Genomic DNA, 23390 nt, shown 5'->3' with positions numbered 1-23390 from the left:
ATGGATCAATAAGAAAGCATAAATCCTCTGGTATTTAGTTTCGCTACTGGGCTCTCTATGTCTACCTAGGGGTACAGTTTTCCGTTTTGCGTTGTCACCACAAGTTGCCCCGTCTTGTATAGGAAGTACACGAAGTACTTACTTTGAAAGGCGGAACGATGAATGTCAACGGTTATGGAAAATCTGGGGCGCAGCCGGAACTGGCTGTGGCTACCCAGAACCTCGTGAAGACATACGGGGATTTCAAAGCGGTGGATGGGTTGAATCTCAAAGTGCCGACGGGCGGTGTCTACGGCCTGCTCGGACCGAATGGCGCCGGCAAATCCACCACGATGAAGCTCTTGCTGGGACTTACCTCGCCGACCTCTGGCCAGATGTGGATGCTGGGGCAGCAGGTTGACGGCAAACGTGGCGCAAGCCACCGTATTCAGCCCGGTCGTGTCGGTTCGATGATCGAAGGGCCGAGCTTCTATCCCGGCCTGTCCGGTTTGGACAATTGCCGGATGGTCGCTGACTATCTTGGTCTGCCGTCCTTTGCAGCGACGCAGGTGATGGCTCAGGTAGGTCTGAAAGGTCACGAAGACAAGAAGGCCAAGGACTATTCGTTGGGTATGAAGCAACGTTTGGGTATCGCTATGGCGCTAATTTCAAGGCCTGAGCTGTTGCTGCTAGATGAGCCCACGAATGGTCTTGATGCCGAGGCGGTGGTCGAGGTTCGCGAGATGATCATGAATCTGGCGGTCTGTGAAGGGGTTACCTTCATCATCAGCAGCCATATCCTCTCCGAAATCGAAAAGATGGCGCCGGTGGTCGGCATCATCGCTTCCGGCCGTCTGCTGTATCAGGGTTCTTTGGACGATCTGCGCGAACAGGGGCATATCAATATCCGCGTTTCCGACCCGAAAAGTGTCGCTGAGGTGCTCAGCGGGAACGGCATCGCCTATCGGTTCATGCCAAAGACCGGCGAGTTGCAGATTCCAGAATGTTCGGATGGTCGGATTGCCGCTTTGGTCTCGCAAATGGTCGATAAGAACATCGCGGTCTATCGCGTCGCTTCCGAGCGCAAGAGTCTCGAAGAAGCGTTCCTTGAGTTGGTGGAAAGCCCGCAAAATCAGGAATTGCAAGATAAACAGAACAATCATGCCACTCAAGCATCGATGACGATGGAGCGCAAACCAGAAACGACCCAGATGGCAGCGAATATCGGCAACATGCCAACTATGGTGAATCAGAATGTTTCTGGATTCCGGCCATATTCCAACGTTGGTTCGATGCCGATTTCGGGAGGTGTGCGATGAGTGCCAACATGATAGGATTTAGTCTATACGACAATCCATATTGCAATCAATCGGTTTTGAGAACCTCTGTAAACACAACCGGCAAGAAAAGCGGCATGCCCATATTTACCGCAATTCTTATGGAACTACGCAAGCTCAAAGGTTCGTCGTTCTGGTGGATGGCAGCGGGCATGGCGTTGTTGACCTCTGCGTGGGCGGGAGCAGCATTCATGAAGCGGACCAGCGGCAATCCGGCGTTTCGTACCGTTCTGCTTGCTGACAACGAGCCATACACCTTCATTAGTCTTATGGCTCCGATTCTGGCCGCGTTGCTGACCAGTCGCCTGGCGGTTATGGAAACGGGCGGGCGGATGAACCTCAAATGGCTGTCGCTGGGGCAATCAGAGGCGATGAGATTCCTTGCCAAGTTTGTGGTTGCGGGGTTGGTGCTCGCGATGTGCTTCATCATTCCTTTGGCCTGGATTCCCGTGGCCGCAAAGGCGAAAGGTTTCGGTTTTACTGGAAGTTTTGCAAGGCTGTTGGTGGTGACATCGCTGATCGCGTTGTTCTCGTCGTTGGCGGTCGTGGCCATTCAATTGCTGATTTCCATGCTTGTCGGCAAACAGGCCGTTGGCCTTGGCGTCGGCGTCATTGCTGGTCTAATCGGTTCCGGCCTGATTGCGTTGGACAAGCCGTGGCTTGGCTGGTTGTTTCCTGCTGGCATTAGTTCTGCCGCTGATCCCTTCGTGAGCAAGGCTATGGCAAACGGATACGCGAGTGTGACGATGGTTGTAAACCCGTGGATTCGTGTAGCGGCAAGTCTTATCGCTTGTGTGGTTTGGACGGTTGCTTCTGTGTTCATTATCAAGGCAAAGGAGTCAAGGCGATGAATGGGAATCAAATGATAGATGGACAAGTAATGGTAAACGCGCAATCGTCGATAAACGGCCGAATGGCGGCGAACAAGCGGATTTCCAAACCCTCCGTAGCCGCGGCGCTTCGCTGGGAGATACGTAAGGCGGGCAATCTGTGGTACTGGATCGCAACGGCGCTTTTCGACCTCATCGGCATGTTCAATGGGTGGAGCCAGTATGTCGACTATCGCAAGGATTTTCAAGCCCAAGGCGTGACGTGGGCGGCGGTCTGGGGGCAGGCCATCCTGCTGCCCAGCATGGTGTTCATGCCGATTCTGGTCGCGGCGTTCGCCTCGCAAATCGAATCCAACGAGCACGTCGGCCGCAACTGGCAGCGTCTCAACGCCAGCGGCACGGCATTGGCGGCGGTCGCGGGCAAGATGCTGCATGGCTTGTTGGCTTCGTTGTTGACTGTGGCAGTTTTCGAGGTTGAATTCTTCGTGGTCGGAAAGGTGATACTTGGTTTCAACTTGCGTGACGTAGGGCCATTCCTGTTTCGTGGCGTTCCCATGACCTTGGCCGTCTGGACGATCATGACCTTGACCCAGGCGATTTCGGTGGAATTCGAATCCTTTGCCGGCATGATGAGCGTCGTTTTGGTATTGACGTTGGTCGGATGTGTACTTTCGCTTGTCGTCCCTTCGTTGACGCTGGCCTATCCCTTCTCGCTGATTACCGGCGCTTCGGCCGCTCGCGACCTGGACAATATTGCTTCGCTCGGTTCCGTAATGACGGCAACATTGATGGCGGCGTTCTGGGTTATCGTTGGCGGGCTGATTTTCCACAGGCTCACGCGCAAGGCCGTATAACGATGCCCGAAGTTATACGTCAAAACCGCCATAATGGAATGGATGGCACGGATGGAACAGGCGAAACGGACAGAACAGACGGAATGAAACGGCGGTCGATGAAAGGAGACGATATGAGCACGGCGAAACTAACGGATCAAATGCGACAGGCTTGGGGTCGTATGAACGGCGCCCATGTTCTTGCTGCGCTCTGCGCCCTGTATGAGACCGTGTTCGTGACCCGTCTATTGCTGGTTCCCAGCATTGCGAATCCGACATTGCGGTTGGCGATGACAGCGAATGCATGGGCAATGCCGTTATTTGTTCTCATCGTTGTCGTTGCGGTGATCGGGATATGGTTCTGCCGTCGTTGGCCGCTAGGGACGGTGTTGCTGGAAACCGCATTGTTACTACTGGTTTCGGCGCTTTACGGTTCTGCTATTAGCTATCTGTCGTTGCCGTGGGCGATTGCTTTGTATTTTGCCGCGGCGGGAATCGGGAGCCTGCCGTTGCGGCTATGCGGGCTGGTTGCTGCGGGATTGCTGGGATCGGGCAGTGTGGTTTTGGCGACCGTATGGCACCAGGATGGCGGATTGACCAACTTTTTATACCCTTTCGTTCTGCTCTATATAGTGTTTGTTGTTTCTGGGGTGATGGTGCGGAGCTATAGAAAGCGTCTGCAATCTATGCAGGCTTTGCATGATGAGCAGAAACGCGGAAAACAACTTATTCAGGAACGCGACAAGGCCATGAAGCAGTCCCGTATAGCAGCTGAACTTCACGACAGCGTCGGCCATGATCTGACCGCCATCATCGCCCTTTCCGAAGGATTGGATGGCATCAGCGACAAGCCTGAGATGAACGATGCCATCGGCATGATCAACGATTTGGCGCGGCAAGGGCTTGCGGACACGAGAACCGCGGTGAAGGCATTGCAACCAGTTGACGTCGATAAGAGTACGAATCAGGAAAATAATCATGGTTCCGAACAAAACGCTGGTGGCGTTGCCAAAAATGGCAATCAGGACAGCAACATCCCTGTGTCGTCTGCTCAGGTAAAGTTTCACGATTGGGACGACATCGAATCTATTCTTGATCATTCCCGCCAAATTGGTATCACCACGGCTTTGACGGAAACGGGACGTCGGCCGCAAGATTCGCAGCAGGCGGATTTGAGTTTCATCATCACTCGCGAATCCATTACCAACGCCATCCGGCATGGGCAAAGTGCCGATAGGATCGTCGTTTCCTGGGATCATGACGGGCAAGGTGGCATTGCCATTACCGTTCGTGACAATGGAAAATCAGTTGATGGACTGAACCAAAAGAATGTTGCTGAGAAAGATTCGGTTGCATCAAGTGGTCAAAAAGACAAGACAAATTCCGTCGTTTCCGGACAAGTTGCTGGAACCTATCAAACAGAATTTGAACAAAATAACAAAACAGAGCTGAAGTCAACCGAATACGGCGATGGCACTGGATTGGCGAGACTCAGGGAAAGTGTCAGGCGGGTAGGAGGTACGTTTGCCGCTGGGCCGGATGGCGATGGCTGGACGGTGAAGGCGTATATTCCTTCGTTGATAGGATTCGCTGCCAAGCAATCGCAAGGTGGTGAGCGGGCATGATTCGCGTCATGATTGTCGATGACCAGCGGCCGGCGAGAATGGGATTCGCGCTGATGGTCGCCAAAGACCGCGAACTTCAGGTGATGGGTCAGGCGGAAAATGGGCAGGTGGCACTCGAAACGCTCGTTTCGTTGAGTGCGGACAATGAACCATTACCTGATGTCATACTGATGGATGTGCGGATGCCGGTCATGGATGGTATCGACGCGACCGCAGCCATCAAACAGCGTTATCCGAATATCAAGATTCTGATGCTGACCACCTATGACCAGGACGATTACGCCTTCGGGGCGTTGGGTGCGGGCGCTTCCGGTTTCCTCTTGAAGGATGTGCATACGGCAGGCCTTTGCCGTGCGATTCATTCGGTATACGAGGGCGACGCGATTCTGACGCCGCGCATCACTGGCGAAGTGATCAAACGCGGGATTTCGAAGGCCAATGCCAAAGCCGAACAAGCCGATCTGCGCGCCCAATTCGCGACCCTCGGCAGGCGCGAGCTTGAAGTCGCTTCGTTGGTAAGCGAAGGTCTGTCAAACGCTGAAATCGCGGAACGTTTGAGCATCCAGCCGGATTCCGTCAAAAAGACGGTAAGCCGCATTCTCGCCAAGCTCGGCGCTCGGGAGCGTGTCAACATAGCCGTCCTCTGGTACAAGGCCGGCATGGATAAGTTGTAATGATAAAAATTAATCCTGAGGTCGCGAATTAGCGAGAGGAGACCGTTGCTTGATGGTTTGAGCCCGAATTTTCGGTATTGTCCAGCAGAGCTGAACTGGCAAGCAACTTTGTACCGTGCGTTTTCGATTCAACGTAGGCGCTGGCCTTCGTGTCGCCGGACTTGCCGGCGTCGTTGGAGTCCTTGTCGTTGGCGCCAATCGCCGGGCAGGTCTTCTGTGCGCCGTTGACCACGTCGACGCGGCACTGGAAGTTGGCCTTGGCCTCTTCCTCCCATTGTTCGTCGAGGTTGGCGATATCGTCGTTGGCCGAGTTGACCTTGCTCTTGAGCTTCTGTTTCGAGGCGTCCGAAGCCTCGCCGCCGCCACTGCGGTAGTAGGCGCAGCCGGAATCTCCGCAGAACGGGGTTTGGCCCTGGTTGATTGCCGGTCCCGCTGAGGGGATGATACGGTCGCGTGATGAATCCGTCGGGTCGTTGCCCACATCATAGGAATCATACGATGCGTTGTAGAGTGTCACGTTTTTCGGCACGATGACAAGACTGTATTGCAAATTGACTTCCTCGCCATGGAAATCCTGCAAGGCTCCGTTTTGCAGCAATTGGTATTGCGTCGATGGCAATGTGCCGGGGGAGAAGCAGTAATCGTCATAGCCTCCCGGGCATTCGGCAAGACGGTAGGGAGGCGTGCTGCCCGAGACTGGATTTTGAGGGGTTACCTCGCCGTTCGAGATCTTCATCCAGGCCCCGCCCGGGTTGGTCCAGGTGCCGGTGAGGCTAGAATAATCGCCGTGCTTGATGGCGCCCAGGTCGATGCCGCTGTTGGCCGCTTCCTCGTCATTGGCCTTTTTCTGCTTTTCGGCCGCCACCACTTCGCGTTCCACGGGTTTCAGCACTTCGTCGGCGGCGTTTTTGGAATCGATGATCTTTTTGGCGGCTTTGCTCATGTCATCGGCGCTGGCGGCGATTTTGCCGGAAAGGTCGTTCAAGGATTGCGTCGCCCGCTTGAGGTCCTTGGTGGAGGTGTTGGCCGTGTCGGAGATATTTGCGGGGGATTTGGCGTTGGAAAGCTTTCGGGATTTCTTCAGTGTCTTCTGGTAAGTGTCGAGGAGCCCAGGGTTCTTGAGCTGGCCTTTGTGGATGTCGCTGGTGTCGCTATTGGCGTGTTTGATGGCCGATTTCAGGTCCGACTTGACATCCGCGAGATGGTTGACGGCTTTTCCGTACTGGGTTACCGCGGAATCGTGGGAATTCGTGGAGTAATAATAGAATCCGCCCGCTGCGATGGCCGCCACCACAACCACGACGGCCGCGATGATGATGGCCATGGTGATTTTGTTCTTGCGGGTTTTCGCGGGAGGCGTCGCACCGCCGTTTTGCTGGGGCGTCATGCCGCCGGGAAGAGGAACGGTGGTGGGCAGTGGTGGGATGCTGCTGGTCGGAGCGTTGTATATCGTGTTGCTGGCTGGAGCCGGTTGGTATCCCGCGTTCGTTCCCGGTTGGTTCCATGACTGATTGCCGCTCATTTGGCGTCCCTTCCTGCTTCAATGACAGTATTGAAGGCTTCTCCTGCTTAGGACAATAGCATGCGGTAAGAATCATGTTGCGTTGCGTGTGACGGGCATGGGAGGCGGGATTTTGGGTATGGAGACTAGGAGCGTAATGACAATGAACAGAGCGGATGACCACGCCGGAACCGATGTCGGCAAAATGTCCGGTGCCGGCAGCGCTGATGGTGGAATCGACGGTACGGGTAAGGCCGGCGACGCAGCAGGTTCCATGGGCGATGTGCGTTCGTGGGAGACGCATCGTAGCGGCTCGGTGTTGATGCGCGGATCCATGATTCCGCAACAGACGCCGGACCAGGCCTTGCTTGCGGCGTCCGATGACGATGCCATCGCTGATGAAAGCCGGAACAGCGAGGCCAACGAAGGCGACATGGCTGTTCGGGGCGATGATGGGAGTTTCGCCAAGAACGCCGCCGCGCGTCCGGTCAAAGTCCGGGGCAACAAGGATTGGCGGCATGGTGACCCCTGGCGTGTGTTACGCATTCAATCGGAATTCGTGGAAGGCTTCGACGCGCTGGCGGATTTGGGTCGGGCGCTGTGCGTCTTTGGTTCGGCTCGGGTGAAGGAGGACGAGCCGGAGTACCATCAGGCCATGCGCATGGGCCAGATGGCGGCGCAGGGCGGCATTACGGTCATCACTGGTGGCGGGCCCGGCATCATGGAGGCGGCGAACCGCGGTGCGGCCGAGGCCGGTGGCGTCTCCGTGGGGCTCGGCATCGAGCTGCCGCACGAGGAAGGGCTCAACCAGTGGGTCAACCTCGGGATGAACTTCCGCTATTTCTTCGTGCGCAAGATGATGTTCGTCAAGTATTCCTCGGCGCTGATCGTCTGCCCGGGCGGGTTCGGCACGCTTGACGAGATGTTCGAGATTTTGACGCTGGTGCAGACCGGCAAGACCTCACCCAAGCCGGTGGTGCTGTTCGACACGCAGTATTGGAAAGGGCTTTTTGACTGGGTCCAGGGGCCGATGCTTGATCGTGGACTCATCTCGAAGGAAGACCTCAAAAAGGTGCAGTTCACCGACAATCCAGAGGAAGCCGTTCGGCTGGCGATTGGTGGAATGACGAAATAGCTGAAAGTTCAGCGTTTCACGGCGATAAGCATGCCGGTTCCGGTCGGGGTCAACGCCTCTTCGAAGCGTTCGTCGTCCTCGACTTGGGTCAACAGCGTGCGCATGGCGTTCGGTTTGTCATCATCGGGGAAGGCGGAGCCTGACATGTCGGTGAAGATGATCCGGCCTCCGGCTTTCAGCAGATTCGCCGCCTGCTCGAATGAGGGCGCATAATTCGAGGCGACGCCGGAGACGACGATGAGGTCGTAGGTGCCGGCGTTGAGCCGCGGCAGGAAGACGGTCGGCGAGGTGTTGACGGCCCTCAGGGTGGTTCGGTTGTCCACGGAATCGGAGAAGTCAGCGAACAGGCTGCGGATGATGGTGATGCCACGGGCCGAGGAATCCACGGCCGTCAGCTGGCCGGCGCCGCCCAGCCCCTCCACCAGTTGCAATGCCTCGACGATTGAACCGGTGCCGACGCTGATGATCGAGGTGGCGTTGAGCGTCCTGGTGATGAAACGTAGCAGGTTGGCTTGGGCGGCGGAACCCTGCGGAAGCCCGGCCGCTTCGGCGTCCGCGCGCGCCTTGCGCAGGACGTCGTTTTCGAGGCCCAGCGCATGTTCCTCCGTGAATTCCCAGACCTTGGCCATGTTCGTATACGTCGTCTTGTTCATCTTGCGCTCCGCACTTCTGTTGACTTTCCGCGTATAGCGGCTTCGTTACTGGTTTTCATGATACGGCTAGCAATCGCCAAAGCCTAATGAAAGGCCCGTAAAGGAAGAATCAGCGGTGTTATCACTTCACGAAGATAAAATGTCATACATCTTTTGTGATGATGAGATTACCGGAGTCGCTTTGGGCGGAGGACTAGATTTGCCGGTTCTTGACCCGTTCGGTGAGTTGCCACATCTCCTCGCCGACATCGATGCCGCGGGGGCACTCGCGGCTGCAGGCGCGCACGGACTGGCAGGCGGTGATGCCGTCGGCGGTGGCGATGGCGTTGAGCCGCGCGTTGGTGTCATCGTCGCGCGAATCGTTGATGAACCGTGAGGCCGCGATCAGCGCCGCGGGGCCGATGAACGCCTCGCCGCCGGCGTAGACCGGGCAGCTGCCTTCGCATACCCCGCACGAGATGCAATTGCTCAAGAGCTCATAGCGTTTGAGCTCTTCGGGGCGTTGCAGGTATTCGAACATGTCGATTTTGCCGTCTTCGGTGGTGGCCAGCTTACCGTCGGCTTTGAGATACGGTTCGAGTTTCTTGATCTGGCTCATCATCTGGTCGATGTCGACGATGAGGTCGCGCAGCACGGGGAAGCCAGGCAGCGGGGCGATTTCGATGAGGCCGAGGTTTGATGGGCTGTCTGAATTCGCCGCGGCACCATTCGAATCATCGAAACCACCGAGGTTATTGGGATCGCCTGAGCTGGGAATGATGCGAGAGCGGCCGTCATCGTAAGACTGATTGGAATCGTTAACGGAAGCGTTATTGGCCACGACGTTTTCTTTGGTTGCGGTCGGCCGGAATCCTTCGTCGGCCATTGCGTTTGCGCCGCCATTTTGGCCTGATTCTGGCTTGGCGTAATCCTCGACCTTGGCGGTGCACAGCAGCGTCGGCGTGCCGTTGATGGCCACCGCATCGGAGCCGCAGATGCCATGGCCGCAGGAATAGCGGAAGGCCAGCGTCGGGTCGGTGTCGCGTTTGATGCCGAGCAAGCAGTCGAGCACGGTTTGCCCGGGTTGCACTTGGATGGCGTAGTCCTGCGTCCAATGTTTGCCGCGCACCCGACGGCGCGACGGTGACGATCCGAACGGGCTGCCGTTGCGTGCCTTGGCTCCGAACGGGCTTGAGGAATGACGACGGGCACGGTCTTCTTCGGGTTTCGGGGTGAACCGGTGAACCCTTATGGTCACATTCATTCCTTGTATTACATCATCGCTCATTGCCAGTGCCTTTGTTGTCTGTTCCGCTGTCTGTAGTCTGCCACGAACCATGGCCGTTGTTTCTATGGTCTATGTGTCAATTGTGGTTTCTTGGCCGACTTAGTATGCGCGCGCTTTCGGCGGCATATCGACGATATGGACCGGTTGCCAATCCACTTCGCCGGTAGCGTCAGCCATGGAGTGGGTCAGGAAATGCTCGTCGTCGCGTTGCGGGAAATCGGTGCGCGCGAATGCGCCACGGGATTCGTGCCGTGCGGCCGAGGCGTTGAGCATGGCCTGGGCAAGTTCGAGGAGGTTGTCGACTTCGAAAATGGCCGTCAGCTCCTGATTGAAGGCGGCGGTATCCGAATGGGAGCGCAACGCTTTCGCTCGTGGCAGCAACTCGTTGATGATTGTTCGTTGCGCTTCGGCGATGCTGCCGGCGTCGCATCTCACCGCAACCGCATGCTCCATGGTTGTGCCAAGGTCGGCCAGCAGCTGGTATGGGTTGTCGTCGCTTTCAGCTGTTTCCGCTGTTGTCGATGTTTTTTCGGCATCTCCCGCATCTTCGGCCGGAGCGCCATCGTTGCCCAACGAGGTCAGCAGGTTGTTGATTGATAGTTTGCGTTTCTCCGTTGCGGCATTAGTGGAATTCTGCCTTTCGGCATCCGGTGACTGTACGTCGGTGCTACCAGTGTTATCCTCGTCGCTGGCGATGCTTTTTGCGATGGATTCACCGGAACGTGTGCCGAAAAGACAGGCGTCGAGCAGACTGTTGCCGCCCAAACGGTTCGCGCCGTGGACACTGACACAGGAGCACTCGCCGGCCGCGTACAGTCCCTGGACGATATGCCGTTCACCATCCTGCCAGCGGTAGACCTCGCCATTGGTGGTGATGGGGATGCCGCCCATGGTGTAATGCGCGGTTGGTTTGACCGGCACCCAGTCCTTGCTCGGGTCGAGTCCTGCATAGTCGCGGATGGTCTCGACGACCTGCGGCAGCACCTCTTGCATGTGTGTCTTATCGATTCCGGTCATATCCAGCCAGACGCAATCCTTGGGGCCATCCGGATCCTTGGGGTCGGCCACACCTCGGCCGGCGTCGACCTCGGCCATGATGGAACGGCTGACCACGTCGCGTGCCGCCAGATTCTTGTGTTCCGGAGCGTAACGGGCCATGAACGCCTCGCCGTCGGCGTTGCGCAGGATACCGCCCTCGCCGCGTGAGGCCTCGGAAAGCAGGATTCCGGTGTGTGCCAGTCCGGTGGGGTGGAACTGTACGAATTCCGGATCCTCAAGTTGCAGTCCGGCTTTCAAAGCCAATGCCATGCCGTCGCCCGTCAAGTCCCATGAGTTCGAGGTCGTATGGAAAAGACGCCCCGCACCGCCGGTCGCCATGAGAACGTTGCGCGAGGCGACGGCATGTGTCTTGCCGGTATGGGTGTCGAATGCGACCACGCCGCAAGCTTTGTCTTTGGCGTCGTTCAAAACCAGATCGGTGACGTACCATTCCTCCGCGAACTGCACTCCCGCGCCGATGCACTGCTGCCACAGCGCGTAGAGGATCTGATGGCCGATGCGGTCGGCCGCGTATGCCGCGCGTCGCACCGGTGCCTTGCCGTAATCCTTGGTATGCCCACCAAACTTGCGCTGGGCGATATGCCCGTCTGCTGTACGGGAGAACGCCACTCCGCTGCGTTCGAGATTGACAACGGTCTGCGGGGCGTATTGTGCCAGAATCTTAGCTGCGTCCTGATCGACCAGCCAATCGCCGCCCTTGACGGTGTCGTAATAATGCCAGTGCCAGTCGTCGTGTTCGATGTTGCCGAGACTCGCCGCGATGCCGCCTTCCGCCGAGCCGGTGTGCGAGCGCAACGCCTGCAGTTTCGAGATGACCAGAAGCTTCGGTTCGCGGCCTTCCGCCTTCATTTCCTTGACCGCATCGGTTCGTAAAATTCCCAGCGCCGCCGACAATCCGGCAGCCCCCGCGCCGATGATCACCGCATCGTACATGTCTTCAACTTGCTCTGGACTCATACCCCCGATTATGGCACAAGGCCAGCAAGAGCGTTTTGCAGGAACGAGGTTAATTGGCTCTTCCCTTATGGGTGGGGCGCTCGTACCATGGGGGTATGAGTGGAACATTCAATGCACGTGTCTACGATGTCGTTCGAAAGATTCCCGAAGGCAAGGTGGCCACGTACGGGCAGGTGGCGGCGCTCGCGGGTAATCCGCGCAACGCGAGGTTCGTGGGTTATGCGCTACATTCCAATCCTGAACCGGGCGTGATCCCGTGCCATCGTGTCGTATTCCGCGATGGTTCGCTGGCTCCTGGCTTTGCGTTCGGCGGGCCCGATCGTCAGCGGGCGTTGCTTGAGGATGAGGGCGTATCATTCCTGCCTCCCGCCCCGAAACATGAGAACGCCGGCGAGGATGGATGGGTCGTTGACATGCAACGTTGCCAGTGGCAGTGCTGAGGCCTCGGAAACGCCCGTGGCTGGCTGTTTGTATCCCATTGCTGTCTTTCGGCTTGGTTTGATGGATTGAGTCATGATTTCTCGCTTCTACCGGCATTGCCGCTGATGATATGAACTGTGCCGAATCGCTGTTCGACCATACCAAGCAGCTCCATCTCTCCGAGCATGCTTTCCAACTTTCCGATGTTCCATGGCTTGGCTGGTTCTGTTATGTCGTTTGATTGGTGCTGTGCTGCGGGTCCGTGCTTGGCCTTCGAACGGGGGGTGTTGAGCGTCATCAGAATGGCCTCGTGCGTGGCGGCGTCGCCTCGTCTCCTGCAACGGCGTATGCCCGTCAGCACCTCCTGCTGCACAAGGGTGGGTTTTGCCTTGGAAGTTGGCGATTCCGGGAGTGGATGGCCGGATGAGTCGTGGCCCATTGCGCCGTTTCCTTGTTCGGCTTGCGAAGCCTCGGCGCGGCTTGGCAAAGGGATTTGCATGGCAGCGTGTCCGTTACCGGTATCGGTGTTGTGGGATTGCTTTCTGGAATGGTCAATGCATTCATGATTTTTCTCCTTGGCGTCGGTGGATATGGCTGGTATAGGAGCCTTCACGAGGCTCTCTTCGGTTTCAGTGTTATTTCGTGTCGTCGTTCTATCGTCAGAATGTATTACTTTTGGTGCATGGCCTTTGTGGCAGATTTCGTCGATGTCATTGACGGAGGTGAGGATGGTGGCCCGTTGGTCGCGGATGAGCCAGTTGCAGCCGGTGTTGCCTGGGGTGTTGATGTTGCCGGGGGCCGCGTAGACTACCCGTCCGAGCTCCGCCGCCCAGTTGGCCGTGTTGAGCGCTCCCGAGCGGCTGCGAGCCTGCGCCACGACCACCGTGGAGGCCAGGGCCGCGATGATGCGGTTGCGCAAGAGGAACCGTCGCGCCTCGGGGATGGTGTCCGGGCACAGCTCGCTGATGAGCGCCCCGCCGTTGGCCTTAATGCGATTGAACAAAGGTTGGTTGCGCTCGGGGCCAATGTGGTTGAGACCTCCGGCGAAGACGGCGACGGTTCGCCCACTCTCGTCCTCTCCGATGCCGTTCATGGCGTCGAGTGCGCCCCAATGCGCAGCGGCATCGATGCCGAACGCGCCGCCGGAGACCACCAGATGTCCTTGCTCCGCGGCTTTCTTGGCGATGGTCCTCGCCACGTATCGTCCGTAATCATCCGCGCCACGGGAACCCACGACGGCCAATGGTTGTGGGCAGCTCGTCAAAGCCGCCGGGTCGCCGATGCCCCAGAGACACAGCGGGGAGGCCCAGTCCTTTCTTATTGATAGATCGTCGAGCTGAGCCGGCCAGTAAGGGCTGGCCGGTCCGATGATCCATTGGGCCCCACCTGCACTGAACCATTCCGTCAGTTCTTGGGCATCGGATGACGGCAGTTGACGAAGTCGTTCCCGCCAGCGTTCCAAGCCGTGATGGAACGAGCTCATGCCGCGTGTGTTGACTTTCCGCCCCCATTTGGCCGTGCCTGTGGCGAAAGCTTCATCGAGTCTGTTGCGGTTCGCTGCCTCTCCTTTGTCGTCGGCGATAAGCCGAAGGGCGGTGACGGCGTCGCCGGCTCCTTTGATGGTGGCGAACAGCAAAGCGTCGGCGCTGTCGACGCAGAAGGTCAGGATGGCCCGCGCCAGCATGTCCTCATCGATGTTCGACGTATTGACCGATTTTCGGTCCGCTGACATGGCGGGTGACGGATTGGCCGTCGCTTGTGTGATCTCGTTCATCATGACTCTTTCGTCCGCAAGGCGATGCCTTGCATCATTTCGTCGTGGCCGGGTGTCGTCTTGCCACTCAGGTCGGCGAGCGTCCATGCCAGGCGCAACGCGCGGTCGGCGCCGCGCAGGCTCAACCGCTCGTTTTCCAAGGCCTCGTCGATCAGCGTGAGCGCGGCCTTTGAGGTGTTCGCGCGAAGCCAGGTGCCGGATGCCTGCGCGTTGCAGGTCCAGTGGTAGGCGGCGAAACGTTTCTGGGCGGTATGTCGGGCGGTGGTGACCTTATGGCGCATCTGCTCGCTGGTGGTCTGTGGTTGCGAGTTTTGTGTCATCAGGTGCTCCACCGGCGGCACCTCTACCTGGATGTCGATGCGGTCGAGGATGGGGCCGGAGAGCCTTGAGAAATAACGGATGCGGTCCTTTTCCTTGCAGGTGCAGCGTGAGCCGTCGCCATACCCATAGCCGCACGGGCAGGGGTTCGCCGCCATGATGAGCTGGAAATTGGCGGGGTAGTAGGTTGTGCCTTTCGAGCGGGAGAGGGCGACGTACCCGGATTCCAGTGGTTCGCGCAATGTCTGCAACGAGCGTGGGGAGAATTCCGGCGCCTCGTCCATGAAAAGCACCCCGCGATGGGCGCGCGTGATGGCCCCTGGCGTGGCGATTCCCGATCCGCCGCCGACCAGCGATGCCGTCGAAGCGGTGTGGTGTGGGGCCTCGAACGGCGGGACGTCGCTGATGCCATAGTTTGGCAAGGTCCCGCACAGTGAGCGTATCGAAGCGACCTCAAGCTGCTCCTGTTCGTTCAGCGGGCACATGATGCCGGGCATGCGTGAGGCGAGCATGGTCTTGCCGGAGCCGGGAGGCCCGGTCATGAGCAGATGATGGCCGCCTGCCGCCGCCACTTCCAAGGCCCATTTCGTACGTTCCTGACCGATGACCTCGGCCATGTCGCCGACGGGCGGAGCGAGGTTGGCCTCGTCGTCGTTGACCGTTTGCTCGGCGGGGATGCGCGCCTCGTTGATATGGTATTTCGCCGTCCCGCCCATCAACTCGATGAGTTCGCCCAAATGGCGGATGCCGATGACGCTGATTTCGTCCACGAGTTGGGCTTCCTCGACATTGCGATCCGGCACGATGATCTGGTCGATGCCGTGTTCGCGGGCATACAGGGCGATCGGCAGGACGCCGGTGACCGGCAGGACCGAACCGTCGAGGTTGAGTTCGCCGAGCACGATGGTGTCGGCCAGGCAATCGTGTGGAATGACTCCGGCCGCGCTCAGCACGGAAACCGCGATGGCCAGGTCGTGCGAGGAGCCGCGTTTGGGCAACGAGGCAGGGGAGAGGTTGACCGTCACCCGTGTTTCTGGCCAGCTGAAACCGCTGGCTTGGCAGGCGGATTTCACCCGTTCGCGCGCTTCGCTCAGCGAGGTGTCCGGCAGGCCGATGATGGAGAAATACGGCAGTCCGGGCGAGATGAAGGCCTGCATCTGGATGGCGTTGGCCTTGAGCCCGACCAGTCCGACCGACATCGCCGTCCCGATGGCCATCAGAACGCCCCCGGTATGTGCTGGATTTTTGGCCTATTGCCTTCCAACAGGATGGACATGGCGTCGAAGCGGATGCCCGTTCGGCGTATGGATTTGCCCGGCCCTGCCAGCCAGAGCGCGGCCGCGTGGTGAAGGTTCGCCTGTTTGTGCGGGGTGATGGCCTCCTGCGGGGTGCCGTAGCGCTGTGTCCGCCGCGTTTTCACCTCGACGAACACCACGATGTGTTCCGGGGTCAGCATGATGATGTCAAGCTCGCCGAAACGGGTGCTCCAGTTTCTAGTCAGCACATGCCAACCGAGCTGGGCCAGCCATGCCGCCGCATACCGTTCGCCGATCGTCCCGAGCTGTTTGGCCGAAAGGTCTGGCATGGCCAGCTGCTCCTCGAGTTCTGCCAGCAGCCCTTCCGAAGCTATGTCGTTGGAGCCGGTGCCGCCTCCAAAATATCCTGCGGATCGATATTTTTGTGATACTGAAGTTTGTGTGTCCATGTATTTGAGTGTTGCACGGTTCCCGTTTTCACCGTGGAAAAAACGGGTGCTGTGGTCGAACGCTCGCCGTTTTCGATTTTCCCGGCGTTTCTCTGGATAACTTCACTTTGATGTAATGCAATTGTGGGCAAGGATGTGGATGGTTTTAATGGCATGTGCGTAAGTCGGGATGCGAGTGGTGGAGAACTTTGCCGGTGTGAGCGTCAGTGGTGGAAAACTCGGTGCGGGAAGCCGAAAGTACCCACAAATTCATCCACCTTACGAACTACTGTCCGGCTCTCTATTCGGCCATCATTCTTGATAGTTACGATGACTTGACTTGTTGCTTGAGACCCGATGCGGAATCGCTCTTTGCGGTTTGGCGCAATCCCGGAAATGGATGAATGGGAAGGAATGATATGCAAATTCCGTGGTAATCCTGCGCTGCCGATCAGAAAGCATTAGAGGGGAGCGATATAAAAAATCACCCTGTTTCTCGGCGGAATAACAGGAAAACGCTGAGAAACAGGGATGATATATGGTTCATGCCGATGCCGTGCTGCAATCCCAGATCAAATCAAGACGAAACCGCAGCACGGCAACTGGCAATCAAAGCCGAAAGCAAAACGATCAGCCGACGAGCCCGGTCAGCTCGCCCAAGTTGAGCTCGAAGCTCACGCCGCGCTGCTCGAAATCGGGCTGGTTGCGCGTGGACTCCATGGCGTGACGCACGAATTCGCCGGCCACCTGGGCCGATTCACCGAGTGTCTTTCCGGCCATCACCGCGCCGCACAACGCCGAAGCGAAGGCATCGCCGGTGCCGTGGATCATGTAAGGGAGCTTGTCGTGCGCGAGCTCGACGCGTGCCGAGGCTCCGGCGCTCGCGCTGCCCACGAAGTTGCGCAGCTCGCCGTCGCCGCGGTCGATGCCCTTCAATACGACGTTCTTCGCGCCCATATCAAGCAACGCGCCGACCCAATCGGTCGCCTCGTCATCGTTGAGGTTCTGGCCCGGGTAGTCGCGTCCGGTCAGGATGCTGGCCTCGGTGAGGTTCGGCATCAAGACGTCCGCGCCGTCCACGAGCGTCTTGATAGCGTCGCACATTTCCTTGGAATACGTGGGGTACATCTGCCCGCCGTCGCCCATCACGGGGTCGACCAGCCGCAGCGCCTTGGGGTATTCGCGGTACATGCGCTTGATGATGTCCACCTGCTCGGCCGAGCCGAGGAATCCGGAATAGATGCCGTCGAGCTGGACGTTCACCTTCTGCCACGCGTCGAGATAGCCGGAAAGCATATCCGTGGTGTCGTGGAAGGTGTAGACCGGGAACTTGGTGTGCGCCGAAAACAGGGCCGTCGGCACCGGGCACACGTCGCAGCCGCACGCCGAAAGAATCGGGATCGCAGCGGTCAACGAGCATTTGCCGTAGCCGCACATGTCGTGCACTGCCGCAACGCGGGGGATGTATTTGGGGTCGCGCTCATAGAGCGTCGTATCTTCTTGCATTTCATGACCTTTCAGAAAGTCTATGAATAATATTGGCGTCCGTGCCAGGCGGGAATGCCTGGTGCGTCGCTGGTACCGACTGTAGCCTTGTTGCGGACAGACACGCCCCGTTTCGTCCGCAAGATGGCTGGGTATTGGATTTTTGCCAAATACGCCGTGTCAGGCTTGTTCGGTTAACGTCTAGATTCCAAGGGTTTTCAAGCCGTTATAGATTACCGGGATAGCGTCGCGCTTGCCGCGCCTGTTCCCTTGGTTTACGCTCGGAATGGGAAATACCACATTGGACATTGTCATATATAAGGAGCCGGAAATGACCGACGAGACCACACCGAAGAAGTACCATTTCGAGACCCTGCAGCTGCATGTGGGTCAGGAGCAGGCCGACCCCGCCACCGACGCGCGCGCCGTGCCGATCTACGCCACCACCAGCTACGTCTTCCACGACTTCGACCACGCCGAGGCGCGTTTCGCCCTGCAGGATCCAGGTAACATCTACGGCCGCCTCACCAACTCGACCGAGGATGTCTTCGAAAAGCGCATGGCCGCGCTCGAAGGAGGCACCGCGGCGCTCGCTTTGGCCAGTGGCGCGGCGGCAGTCGAGGCCGCGCTGCGCAACATCACGCAGACCGGCGACCACATCGTCTCCTCATCGCACATCTACGGCGGCACCTTCAACCTGATGCGCCACACCCTGCCGCGCGACGGCATCACCACCACGTTCGTCGATCCCGCCGACCCGCAGAACTTCGAGGACGCCATCCAGGAGAACACCAAGCTCGTCTACTTCGAGACCTTCGGCAACCCGAACGCCGACCTGCCCGATTTCGAGGCCATCTCCAAGATCGCGCACAAGCACAACCTGCCGGTTTTCGTCGACAACACCTTCGCTACCCCGTATCTTTTCCGTCCGCTGGAGAACGGTGCGGACATCGTCGTGGAATCGGCCACCAAGTTCATCGGCGGCCACGGCACGACCCTCGGCGGCGTCATCGTCGAAGGTGGTCACTTCAACTGGGCCGCGGTGCCGGGCAAGTTCCCGACGCTGACCGAACCTGATCCCTCCTATCATGGCATGAACTTCTACGAGGCGCTTGGCGAGACGGCCTTCGTCACCCGCGCCCGTGCCATCTTCCTGCGCGACACCGGCGCCTGCATCAGCCCGTTCGCCGCATGGCTGCTTCTGCAAGGCACCGAAACGCTGTCGCTGCGCGTCGAACGCCACGTCCAGAACGCGCTCAAGGTGGTCGAATACCTGCAGACCGTGCCCGAGGTCGAGTCCGTCTCGCACCCCTCGATCCCCGGCCGTCCCGACCACGAGCGCTATGAGAAGTACTTCCCGAACGGCGCCGGCTCCATCTTCACCTTCGATATCAAGGGCGGCAAGGACGCAGCGCGCGTATTCATCAACAACCTGCACCTGTTCAGTCTGCTCGCCAACGTCGCGGATGTGAAGAGCCTCGTCGTACACCCGGCCTCCACGACCCACGCCCAGGAGACGCGCGAGGAGCTGGAAAGCCAGGGCATTCATCAAGGCACCATCCGCCTGTCGATCGGCACCGAATACATCGATGACATCCTCGATGATTTGAAGGGCGGTTTTGAGGCCCTACGCGCCTCCGGCCTCGCCAAGTAATTTCGTAGTACAAATATGTCAGAAGGCAGATATCGGATTATTCCGGTGTCTGCCTTCTGTCATGTTCTTGAGCGTTGTCATCCTTTTGGATGATGGTTATGGAATCGGATATAAGCAAAGAAATGACGGAAATTCATTCCTGCGCACGATGGGGGAGACGGGCGGTTTCTTTTAGAATCTGAGGTATCAGACAAGCAGTGACCTCAACAAAGGAGTCCAGATGAACCCCACCAACGTCAACGGCAACAACGCCAGCAGCGATTTCCACAGCATCATCAACCCGAATTCAGGCGTGAATCCTGATGCCGGTTACGCCAACGCCGCGCCGAACGCCAATGTTCCCGCTCCTTCTTTCGTGCCGCCGCAGCCGCAGCCACAGCAATTCGCTCAATCCCAGCCGCAGCAGGCGCAGCCACTTTTCCAGATCCAACCCCAAGCGCAACCACAACAGCATAAGAAGTTCGCGGTCGAGGCCATCGACCTGGTCAAGGACTACGGTACGGGCGAGAACGTCGTGCACGCGTTGCGCAATGTCAACGTCGGCTTTGAAAAAGGCAAATTCACCGCCATCATGGGCCCTTCTGGTTCCGGCAAATCAACCATGATGCATACGCTTGCCGGCCTCGATTCCGTGACGAGCGGCAAGGTCATCCTCGGCGGACAGGACATCACCAAGATGAACGACAACCAGCTCACCATGCTGCGCCGCAACGAGATCGGCTTCATCTTCCAGAGCTTCAACCTCCTGCCGATGTTCACCGCCGAGCAGAACATCCTCATGCCCCTGACCCTCGCCGGCTCCAAGGTTGACAGGAAATGGTTCAACACCTTGATCGAAACCCTCGGACTCACGCAACGCCTGAAACACCGCCCCAACGAGCTTTCCGGCGGCCAGCAGCAGCGCGTCGCCATCGCCCGTGCACTGATTTCCAAGCCGCAGGTAGTCTTCGCCGACGAGCCGACCGGCAATCTGGATTCCGTTTCCAGCGCCGAGGTCCTGAGCTTTCTCAAGCGTTCCGTACGCGAGTTCGGCCAGACCGTGGTCATGGTCACCCACGACGCGGTGGCCGCCTCCTACGCCGACCGCGCCATCGTCTTCGCTGACGGCCGCATCGTGGCCGACGAGCAGCACCCAACCGCTGAGCACATGAGCGACCTGTTGATGGAGGAAAGCGAACGCGCAGCCCGACAGAGCGCGGCGCCCACGATGGATCAGCTGATGAACGGCAAGCCCAGGCACGCGCAAGCGGTCCGGTGAATCGAGGCAGCGTAAGCGCCCTCTTCACTAGATCCAGCGAACGAACCTGCAGCAGACAAAGGAACCAACAATGTTCTCAGTAACACTCAAACTTATGAAAAAGAGCGGGAAGATGCTCATTCCCGCCGGCATCGCCATCCTCATCGGCACCGCGTTCATCGCCGCGACCTTCCTGTTCGGCAACTCCATGGACGACTCGCTGCGCACGCAGTTGACCTCGAGATTCATGCAGGCCGACTATGTCGCGGCGCTGAAAGGTTCGAATGGTGGCGATAGCAGCACTTACAGCAACGACGCCCCGCCGACAGTCAGCACCTTCAAGGCCGACGAAATCGCCAAGGTCGATGGTGTCACCGCTACGCAGCCCGTGGTTTATGGCGACGGCCATGTCAAGAAGGGCGATAGCTCGTCCACAACCATGTACGGTCTGGGCTCCACCAGCGATAGGCTCCAGCCAGTCGAGGTGGTCAAGGGGCATAGCCCACTCAAGGCCGATGAGGCCGCCATCCCCGAGAAGATGGCTGACAAGATGCATCTGAAGATCGGCGATGCGTTCAAACTCACCCTTTCCGAGGGCGGTTCCGGCAATGCCCCTACCGCCAACTCGACGTTGATTGGCCTGACCCGCGACCAGAGCGGTAGCTATACCGTTTACGGCGGCGTCACCTTGGTTTCGCCGCAAGTGCTGACGAAACTCTATGGTGTGGATTCCTTCAACGACGTTCCTTCCAACGGTTTGCTTATCAACGTCGACCCGGCCAAAGCCAGAATGGCCATACCCCAGGTCAAGCAGATCCTTGGCAAAAAGATGAGCGTCGACACCCGAGAGCATATCGGCGACGAGCAGATGAAGGCCCTGAGCGGCAATGGCAGCTCACCGGTGAAGATCTTCCTCATGGTCTTCGGCATCCTTGCCATGTTCGTCGCGGCCTTGGTCATCGCCAACACCTTCCAGGTCATGGTCGCCCAGCGTCGTCGCACGCTCGCCCTGCTGCGCACCATCGGCGCCAAGAAAGGCCAGCTTTACCGTTCCGTGCTTTTCGAAGCCGGCATACTGGGTCTTATCGCTTCCGTCCTCGGCATTCTCGTGGCGATGGCCTTGATAGGCGGCTTGGGCAAGCTTGGCTTCGCCATGGGAGACATGGGTTCCACCATGAAGCTTATTGTCACCTGGCCGGTTATCGTGGTGCCGCTGGCCTTCGGCATCGTCATGACGGTGCTCGCCTCCATCGGCTCCGCGCGTTCCGCAACGGCCGTCACCCCGCTTGAGGCGCTGCGCCCGATCGAGGTCACCGATACCCGCAAGGCCGGCAGGGTGCGCGGCGTTCTGGGTACTTTGATGATTGTCTTCGGTGTGGTCTGCTGTGCGCTCGGCGCGAGCCGTATGCCTTCCATCATCAACACCCCATCACCGGGCAACGGCAGCGACACCACTTACGAATTTGCGCTGCTCTCGGCCATCGGCGGCTGCATCCTGCTTTTCGTCGGCCTGGCCATCACCGCCACATTCTGGATGCCGGTGCTGATGCGCGGTGTCGGAGCATTGGTCGCGCACATCGGCCCGTCCGCCAACATCGCCAACGCGAACATCCAGAAGAATCCGCGTCGTGTCGCCGCCACCGGTGTCGCTCTGCTGATCGGTGTCACCCTCGTCTCCACCATCGCCACCGGCGCTGCGTGCGGCAAGCAGACCATGGACTCCACGCTCGATTCGCATTACAGTGTCGATATGACCGCCGAAGGCAACGGTCTGACCAAACATACTGCGAATAAAGTCGCGAAGATCAAGGGCATTTCGGATACGCTCTACGCACCCACCGCCACAGCGATGGTGAAACTGGGCAACGGACAGGTCGACGTGAGCGCGCTACTGGTCGGTGTCAACAGCAAGCAAAGCCTGCAGAAGGTGATGCACACGGATATTTCTTCCGGAACCATCGCCCCCGGCACCGTGCTCGCCCCGCTTTACAACGGGCAGACCGGCAAAAAGATGAGCTTCGAGAACAACTCCGTCAAATTCGACAACGTTGGCAAGGACGGTTCCAAGAACCACATCGAGTTGCCAACGATGAAGGTCACCCAGGCCGATTACCGCAAGCTCACCAGCATGTATTCCATGGTCGTCTTCGTCGACCAGTCGGTGCTCACCGGCGGCAATATCCAAATCGACGGCCACATGCTCCTGACCAAGTTCGACACGAACGCGGCAAGTGTCACCGACACGTTCGACGCCGTGCAGAGCGCCTTGGGCTCCACCGACGGCATCAACGTCACCGGCCCAATCGCCGACCGCATCACTTGGGACACGCAGATCGACACCATCATGAAGGTATTGATCGCCCTGCTTGCCGTTGCCGTGCTCATCGCCCTGATCGGCGTGGCCAACACGCTGAGCCTGTCGGTGATCGAACGCACCCGCGAATCGGCCACCCTGCGCGCCATCGGCATGACGCGCGGCCAACTCAAGCGCTCCCTGGCCTGCGAGGCGCTCCTGATCTCGCTGGTCTCCGGCGTGGTCGGCGTCGTCCTCGGCACGGCGTTCGGCTGGCTTGGCTCCTACATGGTCTTCAGCCTCTACGGCAAGACGGCCTACCTCTTCGACTGGAAGTTCAACGGTGCGGTCCTGCTGATCGCCGCGCTCGCCGCTCTGGTCTCGAGCATCTTCCCGGCTAGGCGGGCGGTCAAGACCCCGCCGGTGGCCGCGCTTGCCGAAGCGTAGAAGAAAGCCAGTATCGTTCTGAGGCAGCGTTCGATATAAAAGGTTCCGTTCGTTTCTTGATTATGAGAGTTGAACGGAACCTTTTTATGCTCGGTTGGCTTGATTGATTACTTGGAATCTATCGCCACCAGGCTATTTGATGGTTTCTGAATCGACTATGTTTCACAGTAAAGATTACATGGATTCGTCTGGTTGGTTAGATATGTGGCAATCGCAGCGATTTCTCTT

At 58.5% G+C, this 23390-nt stretch carries 18 protein-coding genes; 10 read left to right on the top strand and 8 right to left on the bottom strand.

The window, feature by feature from the left end; genetic code table 11:
• Positions 1-158: 158 nt before the first annotated feature.
• The 5 genes from OZX73_RS05995 (at position 159) to OZX73_RS05975 (ending at position 5278) form a co-directional block, all read left to right on the top strand.
• Entirely contained in the window at positions 159-1298 is a 1140-nt protein-coding gene (locus OZX73_RS05995) for an ABC transporter ATP-binding protein (RefSeq protein ID WP_277148505.1), read from the top strand.
• Positions 1295-2167 (top strand): ABC transporter permease, encoded by an 873-nt coding sequence (locus OZX73_RS05990; RefSeq protein WP_277148503.1) that lies wholly within the window; start codon positions 1295-1297, stop codon positions 2165-2167. The genes OZX73_RS05995 and OZX73_RS05990 overlap by 4 nt, the downstream gene beginning before the upstream one ends.
• A gap of 62 nt (positions 2168-2229) precedes the next feature.
• Positions 2230-3000 carry an ABC transporter permease gene (locus OZX73_RS05985; RefSeq protein ID WP_277148501.1) on the top strand — a complete coding sequence of 257 codons (771 nt, stop codon included), beginning with the start codon at positions 2230-2232 and terminating at the stop codon, positions 2998-3000.
• A gap of 113 nt (positions 3001-3113) precedes the next feature.
• Positions 3114-4604 carry a histidine kinase gene (locus OZX73_RS05980; protein WP_277148499.1) on the top strand — a complete coding sequence of 497 codons (1491 nt, stop codon included), beginning with the start codon at positions 3114-3116 and terminating at the stop codon, positions 4602-4604.
• Positions 4601-5278, top strand: a complete 678-nt coding sequence (locus tag OZX73_RS05975; protein WP_277148497.1) for a response regulator transcription factor — start codon at positions 4601-4603, stop codon at positions 5276-5278. Before OZX73_RS05980 ends, OZX73_RS05975 begins: the two co-directional genes overlap by 4 nt.
• Positions 5279-5306: 28 nt before the next feature.
• On the opposite strand, the gene OZX73_RS05970 is transcribed toward OZX73_RS05975, so the two are convergent.
• On the bottom strand, positions 5307-6800 hold the full coding sequence (locus OZX73_RS05970; protein WP_277148495.1) for a DUF6287 domain-containing protein: 1494 nt from the start codon (positions 6798-6800) through the stop codon (positions 5307-5309).
• A gap of 253 nt (positions 6801-7053) precedes the next feature.
• On the opposite strand from OZX73_RS05970, the gene OZX73_RS05965 reads away from it, so the two are divergent.
• Positions 7054-7914, top strand: coding sequence for a TIGR00730 family Rossman fold protein (locus OZX73_RS05965; RefSeq protein ID WP_277150941.1), 861 nt, complete (start codon positions 7054-7056; stop codon positions 7912-7914).
• Positions 7915-7922: 8 nt separating this feature from the next.
• Here the strand turns inward: OZX73_RS05965 and OZX73_RS05960 are convergent, their stop codons facing one another.
• From OZX73_RS05960 to OZX73_RS05950, 3 genes are all read right to left on the bottom strand, one after another.
• Complete coding sequence (locus OZX73_RS05960) at positions 7923-8567, bottom strand: methyltransferase (protein ID WP_277148493.1); 645 nt, start codon at positions 8565-8567, stop codon at positions 7923-7925.
• 193 nt (positions 8568-8760) lie between these two features.
• On the bottom strand, positions 8761-9810 hold the full coding sequence (locus OZX73_RS05955) for a 2Fe-2S iron-sulfur cluster-binding protein (protein ID WP_348519475.1): 1050 nt from the start codon (positions 9808-9810) through the stop codon (positions 8761-8763).
• Positions 9811-9933: 123 nt separating this feature from the next.
• Positions 9934-11850 carry an FAD-binding protein gene (locus OZX73_RS05950; RefSeq protein ID WP_277148489.1) on the bottom strand — a complete coding sequence of 639 codons (1917 nt, stop codon included), beginning with the start codon at positions 11848-11850 and terminating at the stop codon, positions 9934-9936.
• Positions 11851-11945: 95 nt separating this feature from the next.
• On the opposite strand from OZX73_RS05950, the gene OZX73_RS05945 reads away from it, so the two are divergent.
• The gene (locus tag OZX73_RS05945; RefSeq protein ID WP_277148487.1) at positions 11946-12290 is read left to right on the top strand and encodes an MGMT family protein; all 345 of its coding nucleotides are present in this window, start codon (positions 11946-11948) and stop codon (positions 12288-12290) included.
• A 71-nt stretch (positions 12291-12361) separates the two neighbouring features.
• Here the strand turns inward: OZX73_RS05945 and OZX73_RS05940 are convergent, their stop codons facing one another.
• The 4 genes from OZX73_RS05940 to OZX73_RS05925 form a co-directional block, all read right to left on the bottom strand.
• A complete protein-coding gene (locus OZX73_RS05940; protein WP_277148485.1) occupies positions 12362-14047 on the bottom strand; it encodes a DNA-processing protein DprA in 1686 nt (561 codons plus the stop codon).
• The gene (locus tag OZX73_RS05935) at positions 14044-15579 is read right to left on the bottom strand and encodes a YifB family Mg chelatase-like AAA ATPase (protein WP_277148484.1); all 1536 of its coding nucleotides are present in this window, start codon (positions 15577-15579) and stop codon (positions 14044-14046) included. Before OZX73_RS05935 ends, OZX73_RS05940 begins: the two co-directional genes overlap by 4 nt.
• On the bottom strand, positions 15579-16067 hold the full coding sequence (locus tag OZX73_RS05930; protein WP_277148482.1) for a YraN family protein: 489 nt from the start codon (positions 16065-16067) through the stop codon (positions 15579-15581). Before OZX73_RS05930 ends, OZX73_RS05935 begins: the two co-directional genes overlap by 1 nt.
• Positions 16068-16676: 609 nt before the next feature.
• A complete protein-coding gene (locus OZX73_RS05925; protein WP_277148481.1) occupies positions 16677-17552 on the bottom strand; it encodes a pyridoxamine kinase in 876 nt (291 codons plus the stop codon).
• A gap of 310 nt (positions 17553-17862) precedes the next feature.
• Between OZX73_RS05925 and OZX73_RS05920 the strand changes: the two genes are divergently transcribed.
• The 3 genes from OZX73_RS05920 to OZX73_RS05910 all read left to right on the top strand — a co-directional run bounded on the left by OZX73_RS05920 (position 17863) and on the right by OZX73_RS05910 (position 23162).
• The gene (locus tag OZX73_RS05920) at positions 17863-19185 is read left to right on the top strand and encodes an O-acetylhomoserine aminocarboxypropyltransferase/cysteine synthase family protein (RefSeq protein ID WP_277148479.1); all 1323 of its coding nucleotides are present in this window, start codon (positions 17863-17865) and stop codon (positions 19183-19185) included.
• Positions 19186-19405: 220 nt separating this feature from the next.
• Complete coding sequence (locus OZX73_RS05915; RefSeq protein ID WP_277148477.1) at positions 19406-20443, top strand: ABC transporter ATP-binding protein; 1038 nt, start codon at positions 19406-19408, stop codon at positions 20441-20443.
• Positions 20444-20513: 70 nt separating this feature from the next.
• On the top strand, positions 20514-23162 hold the full coding sequence (locus OZX73_RS05910; protein WP_277148475.1) for an FtsX-like permease family protein: 2649 nt from the start codon (positions 20514-20516) through the stop codon (positions 23160-23162).
• Positions 23163-23390: the final 228 nt, after the last annotated feature.

This window comes from Bifidobacterium sp. ESL0775 (genome assembly GCF_029395475.1).
Lineage (GTDB): Bacteria > Actinomycetota > Actinomycetes > Actinomycetales > Bifidobacteriaceae > Bifidobacterium.
This window is presented reverse-complemented; position numbering and strand designations above follow the sequence as displayed.